The organism is Microtetraspora malaysiensis, from assembly GCF_001528665.1.
Lineage (GTDB): Bacteria > Actinomycetota > Actinomycetes > Streptosporangiales > Streptosporangiaceae > Microtetraspora_A > Microtetraspora_A malaysiensis.
Map to the genome: position 1 here is coordinate 17,249 of NZ_BBYJ01000049.1, position 10,865 is coordinate 28,113.

Annotated in this window: 12 protein-coding genes and 1 pseudogene; 9 read left to right on the plus strand and 4 right to left on the minus strand. The window is 66.0% G+C overall.

The features are described from left to right. The first annotated feature begins 167 nt into the window (after positions 1-167). Both AWQ71_RS39500 and AWQ71_RS39505 read left to right on the plus strand, forming a co-directional pair. Positions 168-560 carry a hypothetical protein gene (locus AWQ71_RS39500; protein WP_157570887.1) on the plus strand — a complete coding sequence of 131 codons (393 nt, stop codon included), beginning with the start codon at positions 168-170 and terminating at the stop codon, positions 558-560. Between the two features lie 703 nt (positions 561-1,263). Next, entirely contained in the window at positions 1,264-1,872 is a 609-nt protein-coding gene (locus AWQ71_RS39505) for a hypothetical protein (protein ID WP_157570888.1), read from the plus strand. 404 nt (positions 1,873-2,276) lie between these two features. On the opposite strand, the gene AWQ71_RS42470 is transcribed toward AWQ71_RS39505, so the two are convergent. Continuing rightward, on the minus strand, positions 2,277-2,549 hold the full coding sequence (locus AWQ71_RS42470; protein WP_157570889.1) for a hypothetical protein: 273 nt from the start codon (positions 2,547-2,549) through the stop codon (positions 2,277-2,279). Between the two features lie 459 nt (positions 2,550-3,008). On the opposite strand from AWQ71_RS42470, the gene AWQ71_RS39510 reads away from it, so the two are divergent. Together AWQ71_RS39510 and AWQ71_RS39515 are read left to right on the plus strand one after the other, a co-directional pair. After that, positions 3,009-3,818: an ArsR/SmtB family transcription factor gene (locus AWQ71_RS39510; RefSeq protein ID WP_245658992.1), complete on the plus strand. Its 810-nt coding sequence runs from the start codon at positions 3,009-3,011 to the stop codon at positions 3,816-3,818. Between the two features lie 67 nt (positions 3,819-3,885). Next, positions 3,886-4,398 (plus strand): hypothetical protein, encoded by a 513-nt coding sequence (locus tag AWQ71_RS39515; RefSeq protein WP_218002162.1) that lies wholly within the window; start codon positions 3,886-3,888, stop codon positions 4,396-4,398. Positions 4,399-4,585: 187 nt separating this feature from the next. On the opposite strand, the gene AWQ71_RS39520 is transcribed toward AWQ71_RS39515, so the two are convergent. Then, positions 4,586-5,326, minus strand: a complete 741-nt coding sequence (locus AWQ71_RS39520) for a TetR/AcrR family transcriptional regulator (protein ID WP_067144286.1) — start codon at positions 5,324-5,326, stop codon at positions 4,586-4,588. Between the two features lie 102 nt (positions 5,327-5,428). On the opposite strand from AWQ71_RS39520, the gene AWQ71_RS39525 reads away from it, so the two are divergent. From AWQ71_RS39525 to AWQ71_RS39530, 3 genes and pseudogenes are all read left to right on the plus strand, one after another. Continuing rightward, entirely contained in the window at positions 5,429-6,148 is a 720-nt protein-coding gene (locus AWQ71_RS39525; RefSeq protein ID WP_067144288.1) for a DUF2306 domain-containing protein, read from the plus strand. 249 nt (positions 6,149-6,397) lie between these two features. Then, positions 6,398-6,529, plus strand: a pseudogene (locus AWQ71_RS44935) (site-specific integrase); the annotation flags it as partial. 258 nt (positions 6,530-6,787) lie between these two features. Then, the gene (locus AWQ71_RS39530) at positions 6,788-7,624 is read left to right on the plus strand and encodes a DUF6461 domain-containing protein (protein WP_218002163.1); all 837 of its coding nucleotides are present in this window, start codon (positions 6,788-6,790) and stop codon (positions 7,622-7,624) included. Positions 7,625-7,889: 265 nt separating this feature from the next. Here the strand turns inward: AWQ71_RS39530 and AWQ71_RS39535 are convergent, their stop codons facing one another. Continuing rightward, on the minus strand, positions 7,890-8,330 hold the full coding sequence (locus AWQ71_RS39535) for a DNA-binding protein (RefSeq protein WP_067144292.1): 441 nt from the start codon (positions 8,328-8,330) through the stop codon (positions 7,890-7,892). A 157-nt stretch (positions 8,331-8,487) separates the two neighbouring features. Between AWQ71_RS39535 and AWQ71_RS39540 the strand changes: the two genes are divergently transcribed. After that, the gene (locus AWQ71_RS39540) at positions 8,488-9,039 is read left to right on the plus strand and encodes a GNAT family N-acetyltransferase (RefSeq protein WP_067144294.1); all 552 of its coding nucleotides are present in this window, start codon (positions 8,488-8,490) and stop codon (positions 9,037-9,039) included. A gap of 245 nt (positions 9,040-9,284) precedes the next feature. After that, entirely contained in the window at positions 9,285-9,827 is a 543-nt protein-coding gene (locus tag AWQ71_RS39545) for a GNAT family N-acetyltransferase (RefSeq protein WP_067144296.1), read from the plus strand. A 515-nt stretch (positions 9,828-10,342) separates the two neighbouring features. Here the strand turns inward: AWQ71_RS39545 and AWQ71_RS39555 are convergent. Then, the coding region (locus tag AWQ71_RS39555; RefSeq protein ID WP_157570890.1) for an IS3 family transposase at positions 10,343-10,865 on the minus strand (523 nt) is incomplete at its 5' end.

The following is a 10,865-nucleotide window of genomic DNA, read 5'->3' on the forward strand; positions in this document are numbered from 1 at the left end:
ATCAGCGCATGTCAGTCTAGGTCAACTACAGTCGGCTCTTCTTCTCCCGCTCCTCGCGATCATCGCGTTGGGAATCCGCGGACGGAGATCGAAGAAAGACGGAAACCATGAGCAGCCCCCTCCGCGCGGTCACAGATGAGGTGAGACCCGCGTACGGACTTTTCATCGTGGCCGAGGTCACCGACGGCCATTTGGCGGGATCGGCGGCCGAAGGGGGGATCGAACCACCAGATGACCGGGTCGCTGCGGGCGAGGACGGGCTCGTCATCCAGGTGGAATACACCGGCACGGTGCATGTCCGGTTCGAGCTGTGGGACGGGCCTCCGCCGGTGGACGCCTGGGAAGAGCTGTGGACAGGGCGGCTCCTGTCGAAGTCGGGGCTGGTCGGCGCCGGAGGGTGGGCGTCCGGCTATCCAGACGGTGTGGAGTTCGATCTGGGGCTGAGTGACACGACCTGGTCTGCACGGGTGGTCACCAAGATCCTTCAGACCGAACAGGAGGCCGGCTTCCCCTACGCAATCGTCCGGGTGGAACTGTACAAGATCCAGTTCTGGAACTGATGGGCTCTCGCCCTGGTCGGCCATCTGAGCCGTTGCTGTATTTCGCTGCTGCACGGCACGCAAAAGGCCATTTCCCTGGGTGGCCTTTGACCTCCCCGCGGTCCCCTTGTTCTCCGCCTCATGGGGCACGCGACGGGCATGGCGGTACTCTCGTTGAGACGGTCTTCGCCATTGGGCCGCGCCTCCCCGCGTGGGTACGGCTTGCTCGGTACGCCAAGTCGTAGGCGATCGGGCACGACGAGGATGCTGGATAGCAGCGGAGGCCGTCACCACCCTGTCTGCCAGGGCGGCAATCGACCCAGCAACCGCGGGTTAAAAAAGTCGATTCGGTCGAGGTCCGAGGCTCTGACTTGCGGGTGCGGTGTCCGTAGACGTTCGCCGAGTTCCGTCCTCGTTCGCTCTCTTGGCTGTACTCGCGGCTGTACAGCCAAGGCACTATCAGCTTGGGAAGTCTTTCAAGATTACGCGCTTTGAGCTGGGGATGCGCTGATCTGGGCGTACGTGAGTCGAGTGCCGTTTAGTCCCCGTGACTCCCCGCTGATCGCCGTCCGAACGGGCACGCAACGGGCACGCACCTTCTGAGCTCAGCCACTGGGCTTGCAGTTCCAGCGATACGGACCGTAGCTTGCCCGAGTCATCGAAACGATCTGTTAGAGGGGCACCGACCATGGCATTGGCATGGCATCCCATCGATCTTGCTCTCGTGGACACTGTGATCGGCCTCGCGAGAAGCCCATGGAATCGCGAGGCACTCGATCAAACTTGGCAACAGACCGGATGGCCGACTCCGGAAGGTGGCTCTCTTGCCAAGCACATCCGCGAAGAGGAGGAGTGGCCCATAGTGCCTGCGGGAGAGTGGAATGTCGGAGTCATCGTCAACCGCAAGGGCGCCCGCGTAAGAGGATTCTCCGTGGGATTCGCCCTCTTTTACGAGGCTGACGATATCTGGGATCCTGAACCGGATCCCGACCTGATCGAGTTTCCCCAGTACATCCCTTCGGACATCTGGCGGATCGATCGCACAGCCGGCCGGGCCCGGTTCAGGACCGTCTGGGAAGACGGGCATAGGACTGTTGCGCAACGATTGGGCCCGCCGAATTTGATCGATGATGGCTGGGACGATGAGTCTGAATGGCAACATGCGGTCTGGCGACTGGGCGCACGTCTTCTCATCGTGGCCCAAGGCGACGACATCACGACGTACAGCCTCTACGACGAGGCTTCGCTCCAAGTGATCGACTATCCGGATGACAGGCCTATTCCGACGGGTTGGGATCTCCACAGCCTTCTCATGGGCTCCGGCCAGGAATGAGGCGTCAGCCCATACGCCCACGCAGGCCTGATCATCGGCCAGCGATCCGCCTCGGTTCGGGGCACGCAGAGAGATACACGCAACCTGGTGGTCCGGGGCTGAGGAACGAAGCCCTCGATCGCCCCCAAGCGCGGCCGACCATGCCGTGGCGATCGTGAGGGCTGCATTTGTGCGGCGGCGTGGCAACCCCGGGCCGGAGCGTTCGGTCCGTATGGCGCGGCAGGTGTGCGGAGCCCGGCCCGGTGTCCCGCCGCCGTCCGGGACCGGCCCCCAGGCCGCACGCCCGCCGGGCGGGCGGGCGGAGGGCCGGGGGCACGGCGGCGCGCCGCGCCGCCGCTTGATATTTATGAGAACAACTCGGCAGTGATGCGCCGGGCGGTCATCGATTTATGACGGCTGCTTTATCAACTGAGCTGAGCGAAAGACCGTCGTGCTTGGTCGACGGCAGCAATTTCGTGGGCAGGAAATGGAAAGCCCCAATCGCCTTCGTAGGAGCGCTCGCCGATCTCATGCTGCAGGCGGCGGAAACCTGCAATGATCGCTCGTGCTAAGTGGTCCAGAGTGCATTTTGCGTTAAAAATTATTTCTGCGTTCCTGTTTGCTTGGTTGTGGTCGGGGAACCAGATAATGCGCACTTGGACGTCGAGCTGGTCTCGCTCGAAGATCCACCGAAACACTCCTGGTTCCTCCTCCCAGGAGACGGCAACCTTGCTATCGCCAAGACATAGGCGCTGGAGCGCTCCTAAAAGGTCACGGGGCGCGTCTGTGATAAAAGATGCGTGTAGCTCGGCCTGGGCATCTCCTACGGTGATCCGTGCCCGACCCCAACCTCGGCCAGTTAGCCAGAAATCGAATCGAGCTGGATTCATCTCGTTCTCCACTGTCGCGATATAGCCACTCTACGGGGGGTTATCACTAGCCGAGTCGCTCGACGATGGCGGGCCTTCCCCTGTGAAGGTGGGCACGCGTTCGCTTTGTCATGCGGCCGGCGTCAACTCAGTTGATCTTTGTGTGCTGGTGTTCGCAGGCGATGGGCTGAGCTGTCCGCTCGCGGTACGACGACCACGGCCACCGACCTGACCAGCGGTGATACACCCGCTTGACATTATGCAGGTGATTGCCTGCATAATGCCGGGGTGAGCCTGGAAGCCAAAACGATGGACGCAGCCTTCAAAGCACTGGCCGACCCCACCCGGCGCCTCCTGCTCGACCGGCTGCGTGAGCGCAACGGTCAGACGCTGGGCGAGCTGTGCGAACGCCTGGAGATGGCTCGCCAGTCGGCGACGCAGCATCTCGACGTCCTTGTCGACGCCAACCTCGTGACCGTGGTGCGGCGCGGACGGCAACGGCTGCACTACCTCAACCCGGCGCCGATCCACGAGATCGAACAGCGCTGGATCGCGGGGTTCGACAGGCCACGACTGCAAGCGCTCAGCGCCATCCGGAGTCAAGCCGAGGAGTACGCCATGACCGAGACATCCGTCTCCGTGCCGACCTACGTCTACGTCACCTACATCCATGCAAGCGCCGAGCAGGTGTGGCGTGCTCTGACCGACGCCGATCTGACCGCGCGCTACTGGGGGCACGCTAACGTCTCCGACTGGCAGCCGGGCTCGTCCTGGGAGCACCGGCGCGCCGACGGATCAGAGGCCGTTGACGTCGTCGGTCGGGTGCTCGCCGCGGAGCCCCCGACCCGTCTTGTGATCACCTTCGAAGACCAGCCGGACGCCGCATCGCTGCGGGACCCGTCGGTGGTCACCTTCCTCATCGAACCGCACCAAGACATCGTCCGCCTGACCGTGACCCATGAGGACCTCCCCAACGAGGAGATGCTTAACGGGATTTCCCACGGCTGGCCCGCCGTCCTGGCGAACCTCAAGTCCCTGCTCGAGACTGGCGACGTCCTCCCGCAGGCGCCCTGGGACATGTCCCGTCCGCACGCCTGAACCGGTCCTCGCCGCCACCTTGCGCGCATGGCTCCACGCCGCCCACCTGCAGAAAGAGGACGCCCCCATGGAATCCGCCCAACTCCAAGCGGCCTACCGCTCGTTGCTCGACGCCGCCACCACTGTGGCTGACTACGGAGGCGGCGCGTTCACCGTCCCGCCACCCGGCGAGTGGACCGCCGACCAGATCCTGGCGCACGTCTCGATCGTCACGGCGACCACCATCGCCGCCGCCTCCGCCATTGCCTCCGGCTCCCACACCACATACGACAACCGCATCGCGCTCGACGCCTGGACCATCAACCGCGTCGCCACGCTCGCGGGTGGCACCGCCGGGCTCCTCGACCGCATCCAGCACCAGGCAGACGCCCTGTGCGCGCTTGCCGGGCCGGCGCTGAGCGAGGCCGAACTCGACACTCCCGTGCCCACCCGGCTGCTGTCCAATGACGCCTGCATGGTCGATCAGCCCATGCCGCTGCGGGACCTCCTCGCGGGGCTCGCTGAGACAGAACTGCCCGGCCACACGCAGCAGCTCCTGGCCCTCCTCCCGGACCGCGCGCCGGCCGACACCACGGCCTGATCATCGCTGTAGCGCTCTACGGGGGAACTGGTCCTTGGCCCGCCCAAGTCCAAGGCGGGACGGCGGATCGTCGGCATCCCGCAGCCCATCGTCCAGGCGCTCAAGGAGCACATCGCGACCGTCGAACTGCTGCCCGAGCTTGAAGGTCCGCGCCTCCTGCGGCGCCGCGCCGGCCGGCTGGCCCGGGTCAGGCCCGGGTGGCGCGTTCGATCGCCACCCCCACTCCGTCGAGCAGGTGGTCCAGGCCGGCGCGGAAGTCGTCGTCCGGACCGGCCCCCGGGTTGGGGGCGAACACCCCGGCCTCGATGGTGCGGGCCAGTGCCGGGAACCGGCCGGGGTCGGCGAGCTCGGTCAGCAGGGCGGCGTACGCCCCGTCGGCCCTTTCCTCTGGTTCGGCGGTCATGGACGTCAGGATCTGGGCCGCGCCGCGCACGTAGTGCACCACCAGCATGACCATCGAGAACCGGGCCCGCGGGTCGAGCGGCGTGCCGCCGAGGGCGCGCAGCGCGGCGTCCAGCCAGGCGAGCTGGCCGGGGTCCACCGGCGGGGAGTTCACCAGCTGGACGATCCACGGATGCCGCAGGTAGACGCCGAACAGCTCGACGGCCCACCGGGTGAGTGAGCCGCGCCAGTCGGCCGGCGCCGTGCCGAACTCCGGCGGCGGGCCGGGCGCGGCGGCCAGCATGAACAGCTGCAGGTCGTCCTTGCTGGCCACGTGCCGGTACAGCGACATGGGCGCGCAGCCGAGCCGTTCGGCGAGCCGGGCCATGGACAGCACGGCCAGGCCCTCCTCGTCGGCGAGGGCGACGGCCGCCGCCACGATCCGCTCCAAGCTGAGCGCGGGCGTGCGTCCCCGCCCCTTCGGCTTGGCCCGCCCCCACAGCACGTTCAGCGCGTGCGGCAGCTCGTCTCCGATGTCGTCCGGCATTCCAGGGAGCTTACCAGTTTGCGTATATCCTACGCGTTGCGTATATGGTACGCATTAAGCGTATGGCATACGCATCCACTCGATCTCCCCCTTGGAGCCGTCATGCACACGACGATCGACAGTCCTCCGCCGGTACCGGCCCGCCGGCGTCCGTGGTGGCGGCGCCGCTGGACGTTGCCGCTCGGCCTGCTCACGGCCGGGTTCCTAGCGTTCTCGCTGCCGCCGTACCTGACCGGGGACCCGTCGCTGTCCCGGGTGCCGCAGGCAGAGGGGTTCGGCCTGCACTACCCGCTGCTCGTGGCGCACGTGCTGTTCGCCTCGGTCGCCATGGTCACCGCGTTCTTCCAGGTGTGGCCGTGGTTCCGTCGACGGCACCCGGTGTGGCACCGGCGCGCCGGGCGGGTCTACGTGTTCGCCGGGGTGCTGCCGGCCGGGCTGACCGGCCTGGTCATCGGGGCGCGCACCCCGTTCGGGCTGTTCCTCGCGGTCAGTGACGTGGTCCTCGCCCTGCTGTGGCTCGCCTTCACCGTGGCGGGCTGGCGCGCCGCCCGCGCCCGCCGGTACGCCGACCACCGGCGCTGGATGCTGCGCAGCGCCGTGCTGACCTACTCCATCATCACCAACCGGGTGTGGACCGGGATCCTGATCATCGCCCTGCCCCCGCTGCAGGACACCGTCTTCCACGGAGACCCCGACCTCATGGCGTGGACGATCTCCGGGCTGTCCGGCTGGCTCGGCTGGACGATCCCGCTGCTGGTCGTGGAGTGGTACCTGGAGCGTGAGGTGGCCCGCCGCGGCCGCCGCACCGCGCTCGCGGCCTGACCCCGGAGGCCGATCCCGGGCCGACCGCCCACCCCGGAACCGCCGCCGCCGGTGGCAGCGCCGGACGACGCCGCACTGTTCGACCGCCTGCTCGGCGTCATCGGTCGGGATCCAGCCTGGACAGCGTGATCTGCTCCAGCCCTATTGAGGCGTCGTCCAGTGGGGCGGGGTTGGTGTGCGGCGGGCGGCCCCACCTGCCAGCGGCCGGGACGGCCTCCAGGCCGCACGCCCGGCCGCCTCCCGGCCCATTGCACGATCAAGGGTGCGGGTAAGGAGGAGTCGCCGGAACGGCCGGTGCTGACCATGAAGCAGGTCTTCGTCCTGGCGGATGCGATCGATCCGCGGTATCGGATGCTGATCCTTCTGGCCACGTTCGCGACTGATCTTGTCGTCCTGAGCTGGAAAGCAGGGGGCAGGTCAAAGCGGACCGGTTAACCATGAGTCTTCGTGAGCGGCCCTGGTTCCCCGCCTGTTCTGGTACGGATCTGGCACGCCTCCAGAGTGAGATCACACCCAGATGCCAGGACTCGGGCGGCGTGATATGTCCGGTATCCGGTACTCGGTTGAGAACCCGGACGTGGACGTACCGACTGCCTCGCTGTTCTCTCGACATGATCGATCATGCGTAGATTCCAGAACATGTCGGACTTTCCATTTCACCGGATGCGAATGACCCGCCTTGTCCGCCCCGCCGGCACTCCCGGCCTTCGCGAGTGGGCCGAGGCCAACGGTCATTGGATCGTTGCGCGCGGCAGGATCCCCTTCCACGTCTACGAGGCATACTTTGCGGCGAACCCCGAGGTGTACGAGGTGGTTCGCGTATTCGCGCAAGGCTCCGGAGTTGGTCCAGATGTTTACGACTGGCCTGAGGACGGGCCGCTCGGCCCCATCTACGCGATCGTCTTCGTCCGCGGACTGGATGAGCACGAGGTCCTCCACGGCCTTGGTGCTGAAGCGCAGGATGTCCGACTCGTCTCCGACGAAGAGGTCGCCGCGTACCGGGTGACAGAGATCTCTGGGGAGATCGTCAGGGTCGCCCGCGCCGAAGATTGGACGGTCGCCGAGTGCAAAGGCCGCCGAGGGAACTGGCGTGAGTCGGTCGAGTCTCTGTCGCAGGATGGAGGCGAGGCCATCGCCGTACAACGTGACGGCACCGCTGGTGACAGCTTCATCCACGCCGTGAACGGGCAAGTGGTAACCAGCTTCACACCGTCTCGCCCCTTCGATCGCCAGGGGAGCGCCCCCGACGGGCTGAATGAGCATCTGTGCGCATTGGGCATCGATCCCGCCGCAGGCGACATCATCGACAATGCCGTCCCGGCAGCCCTTGCTCTCGCCAGCAGAATCAGCGGCGTGGTGATCATCGATACGGTCGCCAACGTCGGCCCTGAAGCCTTCGCTCGCGAATTCAGGGGTTTGGCGATTCTTGATCCGGAACCTCACAGACTTGGAGCGATGATCTCCAGCCGGCGGTAGGGCGCTATGGGATGGTTCTGCTTTGACGGCTTCCAAACTCCGTGCCCCGGCCCGCGTTCCTGGAGTGGGTGCCGGGAATCGAACCCGCGCTGTCAGCTTGGGAAGCCTTTCAAGATCACGCGTCCCGGACTGTGCGAAGACTGATGTGGATGGATGTGGGCTGAGTAGCCGTGGGTTCCTCTGACTCCCCGCTGATTACCGACCGTACGGGCGCGCATCGGGCACGTCCGTACGGCAGGTCCATCGTCTCGATCGCCCAAGCAAACTAGGCCTGGCTCGCCTCCACGCGGCCGGCCAACCGCTCATAGCGTTGTTGGGCGGCCTGGGCGCTACCGAGCCCTAACCCGAAGGCGATCTCCTGCCAAGTGAGGCCGCGGCCTCGTGCCATGAGCAGCAGGGAAGCCTCCATCTGGTCCATCTCGGCCCGTGCGAGCGGGATGAGGGTGAGTGCGGCGGTGATGTCGGTTTGGTCGACCTCCGGCTCGCCATCGTCATGCCGTGTAGTCCCTGCGGCGAGGAACGACACCAGCCTGACAGCCTCGTGTGCGCCGACAACCTGTGGGTGGATCTGACGATCGCGCTGATCTTGCGTCGCTGCGTGCCGTTCGGCGATGTGGGCGAGGGCGGCGTATACACGGTGGGCCCGCGCCTGATCGGGATTCGGCGGAGTGAAGGGATCTTGGGACATGCGCTCAGGATTGATCATTAACGATTCGTTGTCAACGATTCGTTGAAGCGCGTTGGGCGCACCCGGCGGTGACGAGCAGACCCTTGACGATCACCCGGAGCCGAAGTGCCCCGCCGGAGGCCTGGGTTGGTGGTACCGGTGTGGGCGTCCATGGGCTCTGGGGCACCATGCAGGGATGCACGAGCCGCTTGTCGTTCCTGAGCTGATTGCCGGTAGCAACCTTGTTATTCGCCCGTGGACATTGGAAGACGTTGAACTGGTGCGGGAGGCTGCGACGGATGAACTCATCCCGTTGATCACAACCGTGCCCTCGATCTACTCTGACGCGGAAGGGATCGCGTTCATCGAGCGGCAATGGGCACGGGCAACGACTCGGCAGGGCTACTCCTTTGCGATTGCCCGAACGGTGGACGGTCGGGCGGTAGGCCAGGTTGGCCTGTGGCCCCTTGCTCATGGGCGGGCTTCCCTCGGCTATTGGGTGGCCGAGTCGGCTCGGGGGCAGGCCATTGCCTTGGAAGCCTTGCGCGCGGTCTCGTCGTGGGGCTTGTCGGTGTTGAAGATCCCTCGTCTCGAACTGTATGTGGAGCCATGGAACGTGGCCTCGTGGAAGACGGCCGAACGAGTCGGTTTCAAGCGTGAAGGGCTGCTGCGAAGCTGGCAGGAAGTAGGGGCTGAGCGCCGGGACATGTACATGTACGCGATGCTCCTCGGCGAGCTTCCTGCCTGACCGGGCGCGGACTGGCCGGCGCCGATCCGAAGGGCACCGCTGTCGCGTACTGGCTGGGGCCGGTAGGCGGAACGACGCGGAGTGGCTCAACGCGAATCGTCGCGTGGAGTAGTTCGGCTGCGTTCTCCGCAACGAGGTAGACGATGGCTTACTTGTCCTAACGCAATGAGCGTTGGAGGTGTCGCCAGCAGATAGGAGTTCTTTTTGGTTTGTCGCCGGCCAGCCCGGTCCGATAGGAAGTTCGCATGCTGAGGGGCGACAAGGTCGGGCTCAGGGCCCGATACGAGGATGACATCCCGATCCTGCGGGCCGAGCTCTACGACGACGTGGTCAACGGCTCGCGGGCCGAAGGCCGGCCGTGGCGGCCGATCACGCCGGGCTCGAAGGACCCGCGGCTCGTGGTGGACGACAATGAGCAAGGGCACGTCCCGTTCTCGGTTGTGGAGCTGGACGGCGGCACGCTGGTCGGCACCGCGACGTTGTGGGGCATCGACACCCACCACCGGTCCGCGCACATCGGGCTGGGGCTGCTGCCGTCCTCCCGCGGCAAGGGCTACGGCACCGACGTGGTCGCGGTGCTGTGTCACTACGGTTTCGTCGTGCGCGGCCTGCAGCGGCTGCAGATCGAGACGCTGTCGGACAACGTCGCGATGTTGCGCTCCGCCGAGCGCAACGGCTTCGTCCGCGAGGGCGTGCTGCGCTCCTCGGCCTGGGTGATGGGCGAGTTCCTGGACCAGGTGCTGCTCGGGCTCCTCGTCCAGGAATGGAAGCCTGACTCGAAGGGCTAGGTTGTCGCCCGACGGTCAAAGGACGGCCACAGAGCCGGGCCGTCGTCCGGCCGGCAACGAGCGCAAGCTCAAGAACGGTGCCTACCGGTTGCGCTTCCAGCGGCACGGCGAGAAGTGAACGCATCTCGAGATCTTCACGACGAGGGGAGCTCCCAAGCGGGCGCTGTGGAATACGGGCATGGACGGCCGGGCCGGCTGCACGCAGGATCGGCGGTTCCGCGCCCTGGTGCTGCTGGCGACCTTCGCGAGCTTGAGATGGGGTGACGTGAGCGCGCTCCGCCGTAGTGACCTCGATCTGGAGGGCCGCGACGGTTCGGCTTGTGGCCGTCCCGATCCGTTCCACCTGGACCAACACCGCTCGGCGGTCCTTCTGAAACGGCCTGGTACGGCGGGGAACTGCGACTAAAACTGAAACTAGGGAGCGGCCACCACGGGCGGCATGACCTCGATGATGCGCGCCGTTCCGCAGGGTGACCGCTGTGGGGTGTCAATCCCCTGAAAACGTGGAGACGGTCCTATGCCACAGCGGCCCTCAGCAGGGCCGTTGAAGTGTGCCTCTTCTCGGCCATCTGACGCTCGAATGCGATGGGCGGCAATCCGTCGTTGGCGCTGTGCCTCCTCCTTGTGTTGTAGAAGTCGTTGATCCAGGTTGCGATCTTCACGCGAGCCTCGGCCCGCGTCCGGAAGCGCTGCCGATACACGTACTCGACCTTGAGCGTGCTGTTGAACGCCTCGGCCGCGGCGTTGTCGAGAGCGCATCCCACCCGGCCCATCGACTGCACGACGCCGTGCTTGCGGCATTCGACCTGGTAACAGGCAGCGGTGTACTCCGACCCGCGGTCGGAATGAAAAATCACCCCGTCCACATTCCCGCCCCTGGTGGCCACCGCCATCTGGAGTGAAGCGACGGTCAGTGCCGCGTCGTGGTGCTCGGACATGGCGTAGCCGAGCAGCCGACGAGAGAACAGGTCCTCAACCGTGGCCAGGTACAGCGACCCTTCATCGGTGTCGATCATGGTGCCGTCGCCGACCCACAGC

Excerpts from the sequence above, each read along its gene's own strand:
- AWQ71_RS39515 (WP_218002162.1), top strand. The coding sequence starts at position 3,886 with ATGGAATCCGCCCAACTCCAAGCGGCCTACCGCTCGTTGCTCGACGCC.
- AWQ71_RS39520 (WP_067144286.1), bottom strand. The coding sequence starts at position 5,326 with ATGCCGGACGACATCGGAGACGAGCTGCCGCACGCGCTGAACGTGCTG.
- AWQ71_RS39525 (WP_067144288.1), top strand. The coding sequence starts at position 5,429 with ATGCACACGACGATCGACAGTCCTCCGCCGGTACCGGCCCGCCGGCGT.
- AWQ71_RS39530 (WP_218002163.1), top strand. The coding sequence starts at position 6,788 with ATGTCGGACTTTCCATTTCACCGGATGCGAATGACCCGCCTTGTCCGC.
- AWQ71_RS39535 (WP_067144292.1), bottom strand. The coding sequence starts at position 8,330 with ATGATCAATCCTGAGCGCATGTCCCAAGATCCCTTCACTCCGCCGAAT.
- AWQ71_RS39540 (WP_067144294.1), top strand. The coding sequence starts at position 8,488 with ATGCACGAGCCGCTTGTCGTTCCTGAGCTGATTGCCGGTAGCAACCTT.
- AWQ71_RS39545 (WP_067144296.1), top strand. The coding sequence starts at position 9,285 with ATGCTGAGGGGCGACAAGGTCGGGCTCAGGGCCCGATACGAGGATGAC.